Genomic DNA, 18,794 nt, shown 5'->3' with positions numbered 1-18,794 from the left:
TTCGGTCTCAGCCCTCCCAGCCGGCCTTGCGCAGGCCTTCCAGCATGTGGGCGTGGTCGTCGGGCCGGAACCAGGGCGGGCAATCCCGGACCTGAAACGCAAACGCATCCGGCGACACCGCGATCGCCTTGGTCAGCGCCGCGTGCGCTTCTGCACTGCGGCCGAGTTGCCCGAGTGCCGCGGCGAGCCAGCGATAGGGCGAGGGGAAATCCGGAAACGACCGGATCGCGCGCTCGGCCGCGTCGACGCAAGCCTTGTAGTCGCGGCAGAAATAATGCGCCAGCGCCAGTTGGTTCAGACGATTGACCAGCGACGGCGCGCGCGGGTCGAGCCGCAGGCAGGCGGCAAGTGCCGCGACCGCGTCCGCCGGTCGCCCCGAATAGGCCAGCGCCACGCCGAGCGCGCCATGCGCCGCGGCCAGATTCGGACACAGCGCCAGCGCGCGTTCCGCCTCCGCGCAGGCGCCGGGCCGATCGCCGCGGGCGACCAGCGCCAGCGCCAGCCGGGCATGGGCCTCGGCGTCGTTGCCGTCGAGCGCGACGGCGCGGCGCGCCAGCGCTTCTTCCTCGTTCTGGGTGCCCTTGGCGCGGCTCAGCACAGCCGACAACCCGATATAGCCGCCGGCGAACATCGGATCGAGTTCGATGGCGCGGCGGAAGAATTTCTCCGCCAGAGCATCGTCCTCGGCGTTGGCCTTGCCGAGATGCCAGATGCCGCGCTGCTGGGCGCCCCAGGCGTCGAGGCTGGCCGGGGTCTTGCGCATGGCGCGCTGCTGTTCGGCCGCGGCGATCGCCGGCGCGATCGCCGTGGTGGTGGCCAGCGTGATCTCGTCCTGTACCGCGAAAATGTCGGCGAGATCGCGGTCGTAACGCTCGGCCCAGACGTGATTGCCGGACTCGGCCTCGATCAGCTGCGCGGTGAGGCGGACCCGGTTGCCGGATTTGCGCAGGCTGCCCTCGAGCACATAGCGAACGCCGAGCTCCTGACCGACTGCCTTGATCTCGACCGCGCGGCCTTTGTAGCTGAAGCTGGAATTGCGCGCGATCACGAACAGCGAGGGGTAGCGCGACAGCGCGGTGATGATGTCCTCGGCGATGCCGTCGGCGAAGAACTCCTGCTCCGGATCGGCGCTCATATTCTGAAACGGCAGCACCGCGATCGACGGCTTGTCGGGCAACGCCAGCGCCGGCGCCTCCACCGGCTTCGCAGGCGCGGCCTGCTTCGCGCCGGCGAGCGCGAACACCTGCACCGGCCGGGCGATGTTCTTCAGCGCGATCTCGCCGCGATCGTCGAACGCCACGTCAATTCGGTCGCGGACCTGGTCGTGTACCGCGCGAGAGATCGAGAGGCCGCCAACCGCGGCGATGCTTTCCAGCCGTGCCGCAATATTGACGCCGTCGCCCATCAGGTCGTCGCCATCGACCATTACGTCGCCGACATGGATGCCGATCCGCAGCCGCATCTTGCGGTCGTCGTCGAATGCCGCTGCTGCCGCTTCGGTTTCCTGCTGGATCGCGATGGCGCAGTTCACCGCCTGCACCGCACTGGCAAACTCGACCAGGAAGCCGTCGCCCATGGTCTTGAACAGCCGCCCGCCGTGTTTGCCTATATTGGGCTCGATCACCTCGGCCCGCAACGCGCGCAGCCGCGTCAGGGTGCCTTGCTCGTCAGCGCTGATCAGCCGCGAATAACCGACCACGTCGGCGGCCAATATCGCCGCCAGTCTCCGCTCGACCCGCTGTCCGGCCATTCCGCTGCGCCCGCCACCCTTGCGGGCAGCTTAGGACCGGCGCGACGGGGTGTCTATCGCGAGCCGCGCGTCGCGCCGCGGATCAATCGCGCCGGGTTTGGCGGCCGCGCCAGCCGCGCCGCACCGCGCTGGCGGCTTCCTGCACGGCGCCGCCGATGATGATCAGAACAAAATTGGCCAGGTGAGACATCTTCATTGCGCTTCTCCAGATGCCCGCGCGCATTCCGCATCCACGCGTCGCATCGGCTGTTCGACATGAGCAATCCGGACTTGATAGTTCGGTTCCGGATATCTGCAGGCAGTATGACTGAAAACGAACTGTTGAAAACAGAATTGCACATGCCGAATGCGGAATTTCCGAGTGTCTCGCGGATTGGACATAGAGAGCGTCAATCTCACCGAGCAACAAGGGCTTTCTGCCTCGCGGTTGTCGAGCGCCGCTGACACATCGACACGTCTAGATCCGACATCCGAACGTGACGATCGTATTGTTACCGGTACTGGTAGTACGTTGCGATGACGCACAATCGAGCGCTGATAGCAATTGATTCGATTTTCGCGGCCGCCTCGGAACCTCACGTAACTAACAGTGTTTGACAATACGCGCCGGTGATGTTGCGATGGCGTATCAAACAGACGGAATCAAAATGCAGCCCAAGCCAAACGATCCGCTGGCGCAAATGCCGTCCCTCATGACAGAGCAAGGCAAACTTTGCTGGAGTCCGGACGGCGATGACTGGCCGAACCGCGAGACCAGCAGCTTCGTCGAGGCCGCCGGACTGCGCTGGCACGTGCAGCAGATGGGCAGCGGCCCGGTGCTGTTGCTGCTTCACGGCACCGGCGCGGCGACGCATTCGTGGCGCACGCTCGCGCCGATGCTGGCATGGCATTTCACCGTGGTGGCGCCCGACCTGCCCGGCCATGGTTTCACCCAGGCGCCAGCACCAGAGCGGCTCTCGCTCGACGCGATGGCGGCGGACCTCGCTGCACTGCTGGATAAGCTCGGCCACAAGCCGGTGCTCGTCGCCGGTCACTCAGCTGGCGCCGCGGTGCTGGCGCGGATGTGCCTCGACGGCACGATCGCGCCGCACGGCCTGGTCGGCCTCAACGGCGCGATGCTGCCGATCGGCGGTCTGGCCGGGCGGATCATGACGCCGTTCGCCCGACTACTTGCGATGAACGCGATGGTGCCGCGGCTGTTCGCCAGCTTCGCCAACAGCGACAAGTTCATCGAGCGCATGATCGCCGACACCGGCTCGGCGCTGGAGCCGGCCGGCATCAAGTTCTATCGCCGGCTCACCAGCAGCCCGGGTCACGTCGCCTCGGCGATCCGGATGATGGCGAACTGGAAGCTGGCGCCACTGGCGCTCGACCTGCCGCGGCTGGCGACCCGGCTGATGCTGATCAGCGGTGGCAACGACAAGACCATTGCGCCGAAGGATGCGGCGCGAGTCCACGCCATGGTGCCGCGTTCGAGCGTCGTGACGATGCCGGGCCTCGGCCATCTCGCGCATGAGGAGCAGCCGCGCGAAGTCAGCGACCTGATGATCGGGCTCGCCCGTAGCATCGGGTTGCTGCCGATGCCGCATGCGGTGGTGCCGGAGCTGGTGCAGGCCTGGCAGCTTCATCCCCGAGGCGCGCTGTCGAAATAGCGAGATCGGCAACGGCACGCGATCCACATTAGCGTGTGGATCGTTCTCCCTGTTTACGGCACTTCAACTTGTTGCGAGGGTCGCCAATCCGTCGCAGTGTTGCGCTGAAATGGCGGCTGCGCGGCCATGCCGTCAATCGGCATCGCCGGATCGATCGCGACAGGTGGGAGACTCGGGATGACGATATTGTTGCCGGCCGTGCGCCGGGTCGGCATGGCAATGGCTCTGCTCGCCGTGGCGCTGCTGACCGGGGCGCGCGCGCAGGATGCCTCGCCGACGGCGTCCGCGGCGCAGTCCGCAGAGAAGTCCGACACCGGCACGCGCGGCAAGCCGGCCGCTTCGCCCGCCCCGGCCGATCTGCACAAGCTGCCGCCGGATTCCACCACCAAGCACACGTTGGCTCTGCCCGGCCGCAGCCTCGCCTTCACCGCCATTGCGGGCTCGATCCGGCTGTTCAACGACAAGGGCGAGCCGCAGGCCGACATCGCCACCACGGCCTATCTGCTCGACGGCGCCGAGCCGAAGAGCCGGCCGGTCACCTTCCTGTTCAATGGCGGGCCGGGCGCGTCCTCGGCCTGGCTGCAACTCGGTGCCGCCGGACCATGGCGGCTACCGATGGGAGGCAACGCCTCGGCCGCACCCGAGCTATTGCCCAACGCCGAAACCTGGCTCGACTTCACCGACCTCGTCTTCATCGATCCGGTCGGCACCGGCTACAGCCGCTTCGTCGCCAGCGGCGAGGACGTCCGCAAGCAGTTCTATTCCGTCGACGGCGATGTCGCCTCATTGGCATTGGTGATCCGCCGCTGGCTGGAAAAGTCGGACCGGCTGCTGTCGCCGAAATACGTCGCCGGCGAGAGCTATGGCGGAATTCGCGGCCCGAAGATCGTGCGCAACCTGCAGACCCGGCAGGGCATCGGCGTCAAAGGCCTGATCCTGGTGTCGCCGCTGCTCGACTTCCGCGAATATTCCGGCTCCAGCCTGCTGCAATATGTCGCCAGCCTGCCCTCGATGGCGGCGGTGGCGCGGCAGCAGAAAGGCCCGGTGACCCGCGCCGACATCGCCGACGTCGAGGCTTACGCGCGCGGCGAGTTTCTGACCGATCTGGTCAAGGGAGTCGCCGACAGCGCGGCCACCACACGGCTGGCCGACAAGGTCGCAGCATTGACCGGGATCGACCGCGCGGTGAGCCGCAGGCTGACCGGCCGCTTCGACGTCTCGGAATTCCGCCGCGAATTCGACCGCGCCAACGGCAAGGTCACCGGCCGCTACGACGCCTCGGTGCTGGGCTTCGATCCGAATCCGGATTCCAGCTCGTCGGATTTCGGCGATCCGTCGTCGGATCCGCTGATCGCGCCGCTCACCAGCGCCGCAGTCGATCTCACCAGGGGCAGGCTGAATTGGCGGCCGGACGGCTCCTACCAGCTGCTCAACGGCGCGGTGTCGCAGGCATGGAACTTCGGCCGCGGCCGCAATCCGGTGGAGTCGACCTCGCAACTGCGCGAAATCCTCGCGCTCGATCCGAAACTGAAACTGCTGGTCGCGCACGGATTGTTCGATCTCGCCACGCCGTATTTCGGCTCGCAGATCCTGCTCGATCAGTTACCGGCCTACGCCTCACCGGATCGCGTCAAACTCACGGTCTATCCCGGCGGCCACATGTTCTACTCCCGCGATCCCGCCCGCCAGGCGCTGCGCGCCGAGGCCGAGGCGATGATGAAGTAACGAAGGCGTCGTCGTAGAGCTTGAAGCCCCGGCGAAGAATCAATTCAGCAATTGAATGCTGTCCGGATTCTCGTGATGCCGATTCCTCTCCGCGTCGTGGCCGGGCTTGGACTCACTACCTGAATATCCGCGCCGACAGCTGCTCTCGGCGATGCACTGTTACACCGTCTTCTCCGGCCAACGACATAAATCGTTGATGAGGCATACCTCGCAGCGCGGTTTGCGCGCCAGGCAGGTGTAGCGACCGTGCAGGATCAGCCAGTGATGCGCGTGCAGCATGAACTCCGCCGGGATCACCCGCTCGAGTTCGAGCTCGACGGCGAGCGGCGTGTCGCCGGGCGCGAGGCCGGTACGGTTGCCGACTCGAAACACATGCGTATCGACTGCCATGGTCGGCTGGCCGAACGCCATGTTGAGCACGACGTTGGCAGTCTTGCGGCCGGCGCCCGGCAGTGTCTCGAGTTCTTCGCGGCTGCGCGGCACCTCGCCGCCGAAATCCGCGATCAGCTTCTCCGACAGCGCGATCACGTTCCTGGCCTTGTTGCGATACAGGCCAATAGTCTTGATCAGTTCTCGCACCTGGTCTTCGCCAAGGTCGAGCATCTTGCGCGGCGTATCGGCGAGCGCGAATAATTGCCGCGTCGCTTTGTTGACGCCGGCGTCGGTGGCCTGCGCCGACAACACCACCGCAACTAACAGCGTGAACGGATTGAGATGCTCGAGCTCGCCCTTCGGCTCCGGGTTGGCGGCTTTGAATCGGGTGAACGCCTCGCGCACTTCGGCGGCGCTCCAGCGGGCGACGGATTTTGCCGCCGCAGCGCGCTGCCCCGATTTCGCCGCAACAGATTTTGCCTGCCTCGGCTTCGCCGCAACCGCGTCACGGGTTTTCCGCAAGCCGCGAGCGGCGACGGGATTCGACTTACGGGATGGTCCGCGCGTGATTTTCGGCATCGGCACGGTATAATTATCCGCGATGACCTTAGGCAATGACTTTAGTTCCAATCCCGCCCAGCCGACGCTGTTTTCGGCGCTGCTGACTCCGCACCTCTCGTTGAGCCACAACGGCTTCTGGCTGCTGATGGGATCCCTGAGCGTGGTCAGCTTTGCCATCAGCGTGGTGTTCTGGATGCTCGGCGCATGGCCGGTGTTCGGCTTCTTCGGGCTCGATATCCTGTTGATCTACTGGGCGTTTCGGGTGAATTTTGCGCGCGCCAAGGCGGTCGAGGAAATCTCGATGACGCCCTCGGAGCTGCGGGTCCGGCGAGTCAGCCATCGCGGCCATGTGGTGGAATGGGTGCTCAATCCGCTGTGGGTGCGGCTGGAACAGATTGTTCACGCCGAATTCGGCGTCGAACGGCTCTATCTGGTCTCCAGCGGCCGCCGCGTCAGCATCGCCAGCTTCCTGGGCGCCGAGGAAAAGGCGAACTTTGCCAAGGCGTTGAGCGCGGCGCTGGAGGCCGCGCGACGCGGTCCCGCGTATCAGTCATAACTCTAGACGCTGTCGGGAAACGGGTGGTGGGGCTGCAGCCGCGCCGCTAGATCTGGGGCATGATGAACCTCGCCATGACCGATCACCGCCTGACCAAGCCCGGACCGCGCGACGCCGCCCTCGCCGACTACGATTCGGTGCGCCGTGCGATCGCATTCATTTCGGAACGCTGGCGCGCGCAGCCTACCATTGAGGCGATCGCCGACGCCGCTGGCCTCACGCCCGACGAATTGCATCATCTGTTCCGGCGCTGGGCTGGCCTCACGCCGAAAGCCTTCATGCAGGCACTGACGCTGGACCACGCCAAGGGCTTGCTGCGCGATTCCGCCAGCGTGCTCGACGCCGCACTCGACTCCGGCCTGTCCGGTCCGGGGCGGCTGCACGATCTGTTCGTCACCCACGAGGCGATGTCGCCTGGCGAATGGAAGACCGGCGGCGCCGGCATGGTCCTGCGCTACGGCTTTCATCCCTCGCCGTTCGGCACCGCGGTGGTGATCGCGACTGACCGCGGACTGGCCGGGCTGGCTTTCGCCGATCCCGGCGAGGAACAGGCCGCGCTCGCCGACATGCAGCAACGCTGGCCGCGCGCGACTTTCGTCGCCGACCAGGACGCCACCGCCGCGCTGGCGCGGCGGGTGTTCGAGACCTCGAGCTGGCGCGCAGATCAACCGCTGCGCGTTGTCTTGATCGGCACCGATTTCGAGGTTCGGGTCTGGGAGACGCTGCTGAAGATCCCGATGGGGCGCGCGGTTTGCTATTCCGACATCGCCAGCAAGATCAGCGCACCGAAGGCGTCGCGCGCGGTCGGCGCTGCGGTCGGCAAGAACCCGATCTCGTTTGTGGTGCCGTGCCATCGCGCGCTCGGCAAGAGCGGCGCGCTGACCGGCTATCACTGGGGCATCACCCGCAAGCAGGCAATGCTGGGCTGGGAAGCCGGACAGGTCGGGACCGGTTGAACTATCAACAAGAAGAGCACCTCACCCTTCGAGACGCGCGCAAGAAAGAGCGCGCTCCTCACCATGAGGTTCTGTGCGCGGCTAACTAACTATCCCGCCAGATCGAGCTTCGACGCCACCGTCGAATCGGCGTTGAGCCGATAGATGATCGGCGCGCCGGTGGCGAGTTCGCGCTTCAGAATGCCTTCCGGGGACAGTTTCTCCAGCACCATGATCAGCGCCCGTAGCGAATTGCCGTGGGCCGCGACCAGCGTGCGCTCGCCGCGCAGCACGCAGGGCAATATCTCCTGCACGTAGTAAGGTAGCGTCCGCGCCAGCGTGTCTTTCAGGCTCTCGCCCCCAGGCGGCGGCACGTCGTAGGAGCGGCGCCAGACATGGACCTGCTCCTCTCCCCATTTCTTGCGGGCGTCGTCCTTGTTGAGACCGGACAGATCGCCGTAGTCGCGTTCGTTCAACGCCAGGTGCTTGTGGGTCGGCAGGCCGGTCTGGCCAAGTTCGGTCAGCATCAGATCGAGGGTATGCTGCGCGCGCGTCAGCACCGAGGTGAACGCGATGTCGAACACCAGGCCCTGGGCCTTGAGCTTGACGCCGGCTTCCTTGGCCTCGGCGACGCCCTTCTCGGTGAGGTCGGGATCTTTCCAGCCGGTGAAGAGATTCTTCAGGTTCCAGTCGCTCTGGCCATGACGCACGAGCACGAGAAGGCGGTCACTCATTCTATTACTTCCGGTTTCAGGTGTCAGAAATCACTAAGGCCGAGCACGTCGGCCATCGAATACAGACCGGGCGGCTTGCCATGGGCCCAAAGCGCCGCCTTCAACGCGCCATGCGCGAAGATCATCCGGTCTTCAGCCTTATGTGTGAGTTCGATGCGTTCATAGGGCCCGGCGAACATCACCGTATGGTCCCCCGCCACGGTGCCGCCGCGCAGCGAGGCAAAGCCGATGTCGCCAGTCTTGCGCGCGCCGGTAACGCCGTCGCGTCCGCGCACGGAGTGCTCATCGAGCTTGATGTCGCGGCCGGCGGCGGCGGCTTCGCCCAGCATCAGCGCGGTGCCGGACGGCGCGTCGATCTTGGCCTTGTGATGCATCTCGACGATCTCGATATCGAAGCCGTCATCGAGCGATTGCGCCACGCGCTTCACCAGCGCGGCCAGCAGGTTGACGCCGAGGCTCATATTGCCGGACTTCACCACCACGGCCTGCTTGGTCACGCTCTTGATCACCGCGTTGTCCGAGGCGGACAGCCCGGTGGTGCCGATCACATGGACGATGCCGCGCTGCGCGGCGATCGCCACATTGGCGATGGTCGCACCCGGCACGGTGAAATCGAGAATGCCGTCAGCCTCCGCCGACAGCGACCACAGATCAGCCGACAGCTTGACGCCGTTTTCCGGCAGGCCGGCCAGCGTGCCGGCATCCTTGCCCAGCCATTGCGAGCCAGGGGCCTCCAGCGCGCCGGCCAGCACCGCGCCGTCGGTCTCGGCGATGGTCCGGATCAAAGCGCGGCCCATCCGGCCGCCGGCTCCGGCAACGATCAGGCGCATTTCGGGCATGGCGGTGCGATCCTTTGGCTCAGGCGCGGTATAGCGGGCCAACACCGGCCCGGCAACCGATCCCCCGGTTACGGCTGCGGGCCGTCATATCCCTCGACGATCACCAGGTCGTTTTCCGCATGCGGCTTCCGGATGGCCACCAGCCGCTGATATTCCGGCGAATTGTAGCAGGCCAGCGCAGTGTCGTAGTCCTTGAATTCGATCACCACGTTGCGCGATCGCGACGCGCCTTCGGGGTTCTCATATTTGCCGGCGCGGACCAGGAACTTGGCGCCGTATTTCTTGAACACGGGACCGTTTTGCGCCACGTATTCCTTGTAACCGTCCATGTTCGCGACCTCGACGCGCGCGATCCAGTAAGCCTTCGTCATCTGCTTCTCCCGTTTGATCGATGATTAGCCGCGCGCCTGCGCGATGTCGGCGACGATCGCCTCGGCCGCCTGTTTCGGGTCGGGCGCTTCGACAACGGGCCGCCCGACCACCAGATAGTCGGCGCCGGCCTTGATCGCGCGCGCCGGCGTCATGATCCGCTTCTGGTCGCCCGCGGCGCTGCCGGCGGGGCGGATGCCCGGCGTCACCAGCTGCATGCCGGCGCTGACGATGCCGCGCAGATTGGCCGCCTCCTCGGGCGAGCACACCAGCCCGTCGACGCCGGCCGCCTGCGCCTGCCGGGCGCGCAGTTCGACCAGATCGGAGACGCCGAGCCGATAGCCCGCGGCGTGAAGATCGGCGTCGTCGTAGGAGGTCAGCACCGTGACGGCGAGTATCTTCAGCCCGGAGTTGCCGCGCGCTGCGACCGCGGCCTGCATCGTCTGTGGATAGGCGTGGACGGTGAGAAAGCTGGCGCCGAGCGTGGCCAGGCTCTCCACCCCCCGCGCGACCGTATTGCCGATGTCGTGCAGCTTGAGATCGACGAACACTTTCTTGCCGGAGTCCACCAGCCGGCGCACCAGCGGCAGGCCGCCAGCGTAAGCGAGCTGATAGCCGATCTTGTAGAACGTGACGCTGTCACCGAGCCGGACGATCATCGCTCGCGCGGCGTCGACGCTCGGCAGGTCGAGCGCGACGATCAGCCGGTCGCGGTCGGCAATGGCGGCGTCAGGCATTAGTCCTCATTTCAGCTGCTGGGCGAATTCGATCAGTTGCCGCACCATGTCTCTCAGCGCCGCAATATCGCCGGCGTGCTTCAAATGATCCATCTCGTCATAGGCCTGATCGGCGAACGACAACGCGACCTGATTGGGGATCACCGGCGCGCGACAGCCCGACAGGATCAGCCGCAGCGCCGCGAGACAGCGCGAGCCGCCGAGCTTGCCTTCCGAGGCCGCGGCCAGCGCGAAAGCGCGCTCGCGAAATACCTGGCCGGGGCTCTCATGCGGATCGCGCACGCGCGACACCCAGTCGATCGCGTTCTTCAAGAGCGGCGGCACCGAGGAATTGTACTCCGGCGTGACCAGCAGCACGCCGTTATGGGCGCCGATCATCCGCTTCAGGTTGATCGCATTCTTCGGCACGCCGGATTTGGCTTCCAAATCGCCGTCATAGATCGGCAGTGGGTAATCGCCGAGCGACAACCGTGTCACATCGACATCGGCCAGCGCGAATTCATGCGCCGCGGCGGCCGCCAGTTTCGCATTGTGCGAGCCGGTGCGCAGCGAGCCAGGAATAATGAGGATTTTGACGGTGGGCATAGTTTCGCTCACAGGGCGCAGCTCCGAAGCCTGCGCCGGACCGGATCAGCCCTTGCGATACACCCAGACCCGCGCCGGGGGAATATTCATCCAGATCCGCTCCGACGCCTCTGTGGACACGCCCGGCAGCGATTTCGGAATCGGCGGCGCCACCGAATAGGTGAACTGGACGAAGGGCGCGCCGGGCTCGAGCAGATTGAACGCATCGCGGATCAGCTTCATGCGGGTCAGCATCGGCTTGGTGACCAGCGGAAGCCCGGATACCACCGCGGTCGCCGGCATGCTCAGCACATCCCACAGCGAATCCCGCAGCCGATAGGCGTCGCCTTGCACCACGGTGGCCAGCGGATAGCGCTCGCGCAGCAGCGCGCAGAAACTCGGATTGAATTCGACCAGCACCAAGCGGCTCTGATCGACGCCGTGCTCGATCAACGCGCTCGTGATCGCGCCGGTCCCCGGCCCGAGCTCGATCACCGGACCGGAGGCATTGGTATCAACATACGCCGCCATGGTGCGGGCCAGAAAGCGGCCGGACGGCATCACCGCGCCCATGTGCAGCGGCTTCTCCATCCACGAGCGGAGGAAGCGGACCTCGTCATCCAGACGGGGTGGCTTCTTCAACGCACGAACGGATGATTGCAAAGCCATTTAGATACCAAACCGAGGGAGGTATTCGGCCGACTGTCAAATTTTTGTTACATCAACAAGTATAGGCACGGCTCGGTCTGGTCAAGTTAGACGGTTAGGGAGTGCCCGTGCGGTTTCCGAAGAAGTCCTTGACCTTGGTGAAGAAACCCGCGGCTTCGGGTTGCGTTGCACCGGAAGATAATTTCTCGAACTCGGCCAGCAGCTCCTGCTGCTTCTTGGTGAGGTTCTGAGGAGTTTCGACCGCGACCTGAACATACATGTCGCCCATCTGCCGCGACCGCAATACCGGCATACCCTTTGCTGCAATGCGAATACGACGTCCGGTCTGGGTGCCTGCCGGCACCTTCACCTTGGTCTTGCCCTTGTCGATGGTTGGAACCTCGAAATCGCCACCGAGTGCGGCTGTGACCATCGAGATCGGCACCCGGCAGTGCAGGTCGGCGCCATCGCGCTGGAAGAACTCGTGCTGCGCCAGTGACAGGAAAATATAGAGATCGCCGGGCGGGCCGCCACGGACGCCAGCCTCGCCTTCGCCGGCGAGCCGGATCCGGGTGCCGTCTTCGACGCCCTGCGGAATATTGACCGACAGCGTCCGCTCCCGGGTCACCCGGCCGGCGCCGGAGCACGACGGACATGGATCCTCGATCATCTGGCCGCGGCCCTGGCAACCCGGGCAAGTGCGCTCCAGCGTAAAGAAGCCCTGAGCCTGGCGAACCCGGCCGGCGCCGCCGCAGGTCGAGCAGGTCTTCGGCTTGGTGCCTGCCTTGGCGCCGATCCCGGAGCAAGCCTCGCAAGTGACCGAGACCGGAATCTCGATCTGGGCGGTCTTGCCCTGGAAGGAGTCTTCCAGCGTGATTTCCATATTGTAGCGCAGATCGGCGCCGCGCTCGCGGCCGTTGCCGCGGCCGCCGCGCTGTCCGGCCATGCCGAACAGATCTTCGAAAATATCAGAGAACGACGAGGCGAAGCCGGCACCGAAGCCCGGGCCTCCTCCGCCATGACCCTGCTCGAACGCGGCGTGGCCGAAGCGATCATAGGCGGCGCGCTTGTCGCCGTCCTTCAGCACTTCATAGGCTTCGTTGATTTCCTTGAACCGAACTTCGCTCGACGCATCGCCCGGATTCTTGTCCGGATGCCATTTCATCGCCAGCTTGCGAAACGCCGCCTTCAGGCTGGATTCGTCGGCGCTCCGATCGACTTCAAGGGTTTCGTAGTAGCAACGCTTGGTGGTGGACATCCGTCAAACCTGCTCGAAGTTCGCCCTGATTCCGAGGGAACGCATGACAATGCCGTCCCGGGCTTAACGAAAAATGACCCTCACCCGCCGAACGCTCAACGCGCTGATCAGATGAGGGTCACGGTCTCTCCGCGGCGGATTACGCCGACTTCTTGGTGTTCTTGTCGTCGTCGACTTCAGTGAATTCGGCGTCGACGACGTCGTCCTTCGCAGCATCCTTGGCGGCGTCGTGTTCGGCCTGCTGCTTGTACATCGCCTCGCCAAGCTTCATCGAAGCCTGCGCCAGCGTATTGGATTTGGTCTTGATCGCCTCTGCGTCGTCGCCCTTCAGCGCTTCGCGCAGGTCGCCCAGCGCGTCCTCGATGGCGCGCCGCTCGCTCTCCTCGACTTTGGAGCCATGTTCGGCCAGCGCCTTCTCGGTGGTATGCACCAAGGCGTCGGCGTGGTTCTTGGCGTCGACCGCCTCGCGCCGCTTCTTGTCTTCCGCGGCGTTGATCTCGGCGTCCTTGACCATCTTCTGGATGTCGGCTTCGGACAATCCGCCCGACGCCTGAATCCGGATCTGCTGCTCCTTGCCGGTAGCCTTGTCCCTTGCCGAAACGTTGACGATGCCGTTGGCGTCGATGTCGAAGGTGACCTCGATCTGCGGCATGCCGCGCGGCGACGGCGGAATCCCCATCAGGTCGAACTGGCCGAGGACCTTGTTGTCGGCCGCCATTTCGCGCTCGCCCTGGAACACCCGGATGGTGACCGCATTCTGATTGTCTTCGGCGGTCGAGAACACCTGGCTCTTCTTGGTCGGGATCGTGGTGTTGCGATCGATGATGCGGGTGAACACGCCGCCCAGCGTCTCGATGCCCAGCGACAGCGGGGTCACGTCGAGCAACAGCACGTCCTTGACGTCGCCCTGCAGCACGCCGGCCTGGATCGCGGCGCCGATGGCGACGACTTCATCCGGGTTGACGCCCTTGTGCGGCTCCTTGCCGAACAGCTGCTTGACGACTTCCTGCACCTTGGGCATGCGGGTCATGCCGCCGACCAGCACCACTTCGCCGATCTCGCCGGCGGTGAGGCCGGCATCCTTCAGCGCCTTGCGGCACGGCTCGATGGTCTTCTGCACCAGATCATCGACCAGCGCCTCGAACTTGGCGCGGGTCAGCTTCATGGTCAGATGCTTCGGACCGGACTGATCCGCGGTGATGAAGGGCAGATTGATTTCGGTCTGCGTGGTCGACGACAATTCGATCTTGGCCTTTTCGGCGGCTTCCTTCAGCCGCTGCAGCGCCAGCTTGTCGTTGCGCAGGTTGATGCCCTGCTCCTTCTGGAATTCGTCAGCGAGGTAGCTGACCAGACGCATGTCGAAGTCTTCACCGCCGAGGAAGGTGTCGCCATTGGTCGACTTCACCTCGAACACGCCGTCGCCGATCTCCAGGATCGAGACGTCGAAGGTGCCGCCGCCGAGGTCGTACACCGCGATGGTCCCGGCCTTGGTCTTGTCGAGGCCATAGGCCAGCGCGGCCGCGGTCGGCTCGTTGATGATGCGCAGCACTTCAAGACCGGCGATCTTGCCGGCGTCCTTGGTGGCCTGACGCTGGGCGTCGTTGAAGTAAGCGGGAACGGTGATGACCGCCTGATCGACCTTCTGGCCGAGATGGGCTTCCGCGGTCTCCTTCATCTTCTGCAGAATGAAGGCCGAGACCTGCGAGGGCGAATAAGTCTTGCCGTCGGCTTCGACCCAGGCGTCGCCGTTGGAGGCTTTGACGATCTTGTAGGGGACGAGCTTCTTGTCCTTCTCGACCATCGGGTCGTCGTAGCGGCGGCCGACCAGGCGCTTCACCGCGAAGAACGTCCGCTCGGGATTGGTCACCGCCTGGCGCTTCGCCGGCTGGCCGACCAGTCTTTCGCCGTCATCGCTAAAGGCGACAATCGACGGAGTGGTGCGCATGCCCTCGGCGTTTTCGATGACCTTCGAGGTCTTGCCGTCCATGACGGCGACGCACGAATTGGTAGTGCCGAGATCGATCCCAATGACCTTTCCCATAGTCCTGATATCCTTCTTTTTGCGGCAGGTTGGCCGGGCCCTGACGGCGCACCAATCCAAACCCCCAATATTAAATTCTCGCGATGTCGCGGTGGTCTTGCCTCATATAGGAGGGGGGGTGGTGCCCGCAAGGACCGGAGCAGTGCTTGCTCACGAAATCATTGAGCTTTAACCAATCCCGCCGCCGGGACCGCCAATGCCGGGCGAATGACTTGCCGCGGCGCAGCTCAGGCAACGGCGTTTGCCCGAAGCGCCAATGCGGGCATTCGTGGCTTGCCCTATTGTCAACGCTTGATCTGGCGTCCAAGCAGGGAAACCATCGCGTCGGCGGCCAATCGCGGCAATCGCGAACGACTGGCGGCCTCCGACCATCGAACGGCCGCAATGCGAACCCAGTAGAAAATTCATGAAACAGATTGTACGTCTCGTCGCGATTGCCTTGCTATCGGCGGCCGTCAGCCCGGCCTTCGCGGCCGATCCGACCTACCCGCGCGGAATCCGGATCGGGATCGCGCCGATGGCTGGGTTGGTCCCGTCGGTCACCTTTATCGGCTTTGAAACCCCGGACCACGGCGTCAAGGTGTTGCTGGCCGAACTTCCCGGCGCCGCCTTCGGCGAAGTCGAGGCCGCGGCCAAGACCGCGCCCGCCGGCACTGCCGGGATCAAGCCGGAAGCCATCGTGACCGCCGCAGGCGACGCCTTTTACACCGCCGAGGACGGCAAGGACGGCGCCGACAGTGTGCGCCGTTACTCGTTGATCGTGGCGGGCGGCAAGGCGTTTTCCGGCTATGTCGCGGTGCAGGTCGCGGAAGCCAAGACCAAGACCTATCCGGACGACGCGGTGAAGCGGATGTTCGCCAGCGTCACGGTGCGACAGCAGGTACCGGTCGATGAGCAGATCGCCCTGATGCCGTTCAAGGTCAGTGATTTGAGCAACTTCAAGATGGTGCGGACGCTGGCGCCGGGTGCGGCGCTGTTGCTCGCCGACGGCAACGAGGACACCGGTGTCGAGGCCGCGCCCTTCATGGTGCTGGGCCTGATCGGCTCCGCGCCGGAGCGGCCCGACGATCGCGGCCGGTTCGCCCAGCAGGCCGCGGGGGTGATCCCCGGATTGCGCGACGGCCGCATCACCATGTCGGAGCCGGTGCGGATCGACGGCGCGCCGGGCTACGAGACCCGGATCGACGCCGTCAGCGGCAAAGACAACACCCCGGTCACGGTGGTGCAATGGCTCCGGTTCGGTAGCGCCAATGTCGCGTTGCGGATTATCGCCAGCTCGCCCCGGGACCAATGGCCCCAGGCGTTTCCGCGGTTTCGCGCGGTGCGCGATGGACTGCAGCCGCGCTGAAATCAGGCGAGGGAGTCGCTGCCGCTCGTCGGTGCCGGCTTCGCACCGCCCTTCGACACCGCAACCAGCGCCGGGCGAAGTACGCGTTCGCCGAGGGTGAAACCGGCCTGCACGACCTGCACCACAGTGCCGGCGGGAACCGATGAGTCCGGGACTTCGTACATCGCCTGCTGAAAATTCGGATCGAACTTCTCGCCCGACGGATCGAATTTCTTGACGCCGTTCTTTTGCAGCGCGTTGAGCAGCGACCGCTCGGTCAGTTCGACGCCTTCGATCAACGCCTTCAGACCCGGATCGGCTGCGGCCTTGGCGTCGGCCGGCACCGCGTCGAGCGCGCGCTGCAGATTGTCGGCGATGTCGAGCACGTCGCGCGCGAATCCGGCGATGCCATAGGTCTTGGCGTCCGCCACCTCGCGGGTGGTCCGCTTGCGCAGGTTTTCCATCTCCGCCAGGGTCCGCAACATCTTGTCGCGCGACTCGGCGGCTTCGCGGACCAGCGCCTCGTTCGAGCCTTCTTCCGGATCGTCCGGCATGATGTACGGCTTGGAGACCACCGGCTCGGCGGCCTGCGCCGTCTGGTCCGGATTATCCTTCTGTCCGTTGGAATCGGTCATCACGCTACCTTTTTGAAAAATCGTCTCGATCGATGGGGAGGTGGGCTCGCCGGGATATCGTGGTTTGCGGGACGAAAATCAAGCGCGATGGGCCGTCGCGGATCAGCCGCCGAGCATCTGGCTGACGATCCGGGCGGCATAATCCACCATCGGGATCACCCGCGCATAATTCAGCCGGGTCGGCCCGATCACGCCCAGAACGCCGACAATATGGCCGGCGCCGTCGCTATAGGGCGCGATGATGGTGGAGGAGCCGGACAGCGAGAACAGCTTGTTCTCCGAGCCGATGAAAATCCGAACCCCCTCGGCACGCTCGGCGCGGCCCAACAGATCGATCACGCCGCGCTTGGTTTCGAGATCGTCGAACAGCAGGCGCACCCGTTCCAGATCATCCAGGGCGTGAAGGTCTTCCAGCAAATTGGCGTGGCCGCGCACGATCAGCTGGCGGTCGTCGGTTTCGCCACCTGACCAGCTGGCGATTCCGGCCGAAATAACCTTCTGGGTCAGCTGATCGAGTTCGGCGCGATCCTGCGTCAGCAAGGTCTCGAGTTCGAGCCTGGCCTCGGCCAACGTCCGGCCGCGGATTCGCGCATTGAGAAAGTTCGAAGCCTCGGTCAACGCCGACGACGGCACCCCCGGGGGCAGCACCAGCACGCGATTCTCGACCTGCCCGTCCTCGGCAACCAGCACTACCAGCGCCCGCTCCGGCTCAAGACGAACGAATTCGATGTGTTTCAGCCGTGAATTGGACTTCGCCGTCAGCACCACCGCTGCGGCCCGGGTCAGGCCGGACAGCCGCGTCAAGGCCTCGCCGAGCGCGGCCTCGACCGATTGCGCCTGGCCCACCGACGCGAGCTGCGCCTGGATCGATTGCCGCTCCGGCTCGGTGAGATCGCCGACCTGCATCAGCGCATCGACGAAGAACCGCAGCCCGAGTTCGGTCGGCAGCCGACCGGCCGAGGTGTGCGGCGCATAGATCAGGCCGAGCTGCTCGAGATCCGACATCACATTGCGCACCGACGCCGGCGACAGCGGCACGGTGATCAGGCGCGAAATGTTGCGCGAGCCGACTGGCTCCCCGGTAGCGAGGTAGCTTTCGACGATCTGGCGGAAGATTTCCCGCGAGCGCTCGTTGAGCTGGGCGAGCCCGGCATGCGGTGCGATCAGGCCGATCGGTTCGTGATGAGCCAACAGGAGCCTCCTTGAAGCCCCTAATTTGTCGATCCCGGGCCCCGGATACAAGCGGGCATTGTGGCGATTGCGTTGTACGGGCCTTGCCGCTGCGGCACGCCACCCCTAAAAGCACCGCGAGATCAGCTTTTCTTGAATTTTTGGAGGATTCCCCATGCGGCCAAGCCGCCGTGCGCCCGACGAACTGCGCGCCGTGTCGCTGGAACGCGGCGTGGTCAAATATGCCGAGGGCTCCTGCATGGTCAAATTCGGCGACACCCATGTGCTGGTGACCGCGACGCTGGAAGAACGGCTGCCGCCATGGCTGAAGGGCCAGGGCCGCGGCTGGGTCACCGCCGAATACGGCATGCTGCCCCGCGCCACCCTGGAACGTACCCGCCGCGAAGCCACCGCCGGCAAGCAAAACGGCCGCACCGTGGAAATCCAGCGGCTGATCGGCCGCTCGCTGCGCACCACCGTCAATCTGGAAGCCCTCGGCGAGCGCCAGATCACGGTCGATTGCGATGTGATCCAGGCCGACGGCGGCACCCGCACTGCCTCGATCACCGGCGCCTGGGTGGCCCTGGCCGACTGCATCGCCTGGATGAAGAACCGCAACATGTTCAAGGGCAACGCCCCCGTGCTGCGCGACAACGTCGCGGCAATTTCCTGCGGCATCTACAACGGCGTCCCGGTACTCGATCTCGACTATGCCGAGGATTCCGAAGCCGATACCGACGCCAATTTCGTCATGACCGGCGACGGCCGCATCATCGAGGTTCAGGGCACCGCCGAAAAGGCCCCGTTCTCGGAGGACGAATTCCTGGCGCTGATGGCGCTGGCGAAAAAGGGCGTGGCCCGGCTGGTCGATCTGCAGAAAATGGCGGTGGCGTGAACCATCATTGTCGCGCCGTTTTGCCC

Annotated in this window: 18 protein-coding genes; 6 read left to right on the top strand and 12 right to left on the bottom strand. The window is 65.1% G+C overall.

Features of this window, described 5'->3' with window-relative positions:
- Positions 1–7 precede the first annotated feature (7 nt).
- Positions 8–1,750, bottom strand: coding sequence for an adenylate/guanylate cyclase domain-containing protein (locus tag HXX15_RS07690; protein WP_296514435.1), 1,743 nt, complete (start codon positions 1,748–1,750; stop codon positions 8–10).
- Between the two features lie 680 nt (positions 1,751–2,430).
- On the opposite strand from HXX15_RS07690, the gene bchO reads away from it, so the two are divergent.
- Together bchO and HXX15_RS07680 are read left to right on the top strand one after the other, a co-directional pair.
- On the top strand, positions 2,431–3,402 hold the full coding sequence (gene bchO / locus HXX15_RS07685) for an alpha/beta fold hydrolase BchO (protein WP_296514894.1): 972 nt from the start codon (positions 2,431–2,433) through the stop codon (positions 3,400–3,402).
- Between the two features lie 177 nt (positions 3,403–3,579).
- Positions 3,580–5,127 (top strand): peptidase S10, encoded by a 1,548-nt coding sequence (locus HXX15_RS07680; RefSeq protein WP_296514432.1) that lies wholly within the window; start codon positions 3,580–3,582, stop codon positions 5,125–5,127.
- A 159-nt stretch (positions 5,128–5,286) separates the two neighbouring features.
- Here the strand turns inward: HXX15_RS07680 and nth are convergent, their stop codons facing one another.
- Positions 5,287–6,078, bottom strand: coding sequence for an endonuclease III (gene nth / locus HXX15_RS07675; protein WP_296514893.1), 792 nt, complete (start codon positions 6,076–6,078; stop codon positions 5,287–5,289).
- Positions 6,079–6,100: 22 nt separating this feature from the next.
- On the opposite strand from nth, the gene HXX15_RS07670 reads away from it, so the two are divergent.
- Together HXX15_RS07670 and HXX15_RS07665 are read left to right on the top strand one after the other, a co-directional pair.
- Positions 6,101–6,616 carry a DUF2244 domain-containing protein gene (locus HXX15_RS07670; protein ID WP_296514430.1) on the top strand — a complete coding sequence of 172 codons (516 nt, stop codon included), beginning with the start codon at positions 6,101–6,103 and terminating at the stop codon, positions 6,614–6,616.
- A gap of 59 nt (positions 6,617–6,675) precedes the next feature.
- On the top strand, positions 6,676–7,572 hold the full coding sequence (locus tag HXX15_RS07665; RefSeq protein ID WP_296514428.1) for a bifunctional helix-turn-helix domain-containing protein/methylated-DNA--[protein]-cysteine S-methyltransferase: 897 nt from the start codon (positions 6,676–6,678) through the stop codon (positions 7,570–7,572).
- Positions 7,573–7,661: 89 nt separating this feature from the next.
- On the opposite strand, the gene HXX15_RS07660 is transcribed toward HXX15_RS07665, so the two are convergent.
- The 8 genes from HXX15_RS07660 to dnaK form a co-directional block, all read right to left on the bottom strand.
- Positions 7,662–8,285, bottom strand: coding sequence for a 2,3-bisphosphoglycerate-dependent phosphoglycerate mutase (locus tag HXX15_RS07660; protein WP_296514425.1), 624 nt, complete (start codon positions 8,283–8,285; stop codon positions 7,662–7,664).
- A 23-nt stretch (positions 8,286–8,308) separates the two neighbouring features.
- Complete coding sequence (dapB, locus tag HXX15_RS07655; protein WP_296514422.1) at positions 8,309–9,124, bottom strand: 4-hydroxy-tetrahydrodipicolinate reductase; 816 nt, start codon at positions 9,122–9,124, stop codon at positions 8,309–8,311.
- A 68-nt stretch (positions 9,125–9,192) separates the two neighbouring features.
- The gene (locus tag HXX15_RS07650) at positions 9,193–9,495 is read right to left on the bottom strand and encodes a DUF1330 domain-containing protein (RefSeq protein ID WP_296514420.1); all 303 of its coding nucleotides are present in this window, start codon (positions 9,493–9,495) and stop codon (positions 9,193–9,195) included.
- A gap of 24 nt (positions 9,496–9,519) precedes the next feature.
- The gene (pyrF, locus tag HXX15_RS07645) at positions 9,520–10,230 is read right to left on the bottom strand and encodes an orotidine-5'-phosphate decarboxylase (protein WP_296514418.1); all 711 of its coding nucleotides are present in this window, start codon (positions 10,228–10,230) and stop codon (positions 9,520–9,522) included.
- Positions 10,231–10,236: 6 nt separating this feature from the next.
- Entirely contained in the window at positions 10,237–10,815 is a 579-nt protein-coding gene (locus HXX15_RS07640) for an NAD(P)H-dependent oxidoreductase (RefSeq protein ID WP_296514415.1), read from the bottom strand.
- A 45-nt stretch (positions 10,816–10,860) separates the two neighbouring features.
- Positions 10,861–11,463 (bottom strand): rRNA adenine N-6-methyltransferase family protein, encoded by a 603-nt coding sequence (locus tag HXX15_RS07635; RefSeq protein ID WP_296514413.1) that lies wholly within the window; start codon positions 11,461–11,463, stop codon positions 10,861–10,863.
- 94 nt (positions 11,464–11,557) lie between these two features.
- Positions 11,558–12,700, bottom strand: coding sequence for a molecular chaperone DnaJ (dnaJ, locus tag HXX15_RS07630; protein WP_296514411.1), 1,143 nt, complete (start codon positions 12,698–12,700; stop codon positions 11,558–11,560).
- Between the two features lie 139 nt (positions 12,701–12,839).
- Positions 12,840–14,741 (bottom strand): molecular chaperone DnaK, encoded by a 1,902-nt coding sequence (gene dnaK, locus HXX15_RS07625; protein ID WP_296514407.1) that lies wholly within the window; start codon positions 14,739–14,741, stop codon positions 12,840–12,842.
- Positions 14,742–15,147: 406 nt separating this feature from the next.
- On the opposite strand from dnaK, the gene HXX15_RS07620 reads away from it, so the two are divergent.
- Complete coding sequence (locus HXX15_RS07620; RefSeq protein WP_296514405.1) at positions 15,148–16,089, top strand: hypothetical protein; 942 nt, start codon at positions 15,148–15,150, stop codon at positions 16,087–16,089.
- A 2-nt stretch (positions 16,090–16,091) separates the two neighbouring features.
- Here the strand turns inward: HXX15_RS07620 and grpE are convergent, their stop codons facing one another.
- Both grpE and hrcA read right to left on the bottom strand, forming a co-directional pair.
- Positions 16,092–16,703 carry a nucleotide exchange factor GrpE gene (gene grpE, locus HXX15_RS07615; protein ID WP_296514402.1) on the bottom strand — a complete coding sequence of 204 codons (612 nt, stop codon included), beginning with the start codon at positions 16,701–16,703 and terminating at the stop codon, positions 16,092–16,094.
- A 102-nt stretch (positions 16,704–16,805) separates the two neighbouring features.
- The gene (gene hrcA, locus HXX15_RS07610) at positions 16,806–17,894 is read right to left on the bottom strand and encodes a heat-inducible transcriptional repressor HrcA (protein ID WP_296514399.1); all 1,089 of its coding nucleotides are present in this window, start codon (positions 17,892–17,894) and stop codon (positions 16,806–16,808) included.
- 154 nt (positions 17,895–18,048) lie between these two features.
- Here hrcA and rph point away from each other — a divergent pair, with 154 nt between their 5' ends.
- Positions 18,049–18,768, top strand: a complete 720-nt coding sequence (gene rph, locus HXX15_RS07605) for a ribonuclease PH (RefSeq protein ID WP_296514397.1) — start codon at positions 18,049–18,051, stop codon at positions 18,766–18,768.
- Positions 18,769–18,794 lie beyond the last annotated feature (26 nt).

It is taken from the genome of Rhodopseudomonas sp. (assembly GCF_013377015.1).
In the GTDB taxonomy this organism is placed as follows: domain Bacteria; phylum Pseudomonadota; class Alphaproteobacteria; order Rhizobiales; family Xanthobacteraceae; genus JARJEH01.
The sequence above is the reverse complement of the archived record's forward strand: the minus strand, read 5'-3'. Positions and strand labels throughout refer to the sequence as shown.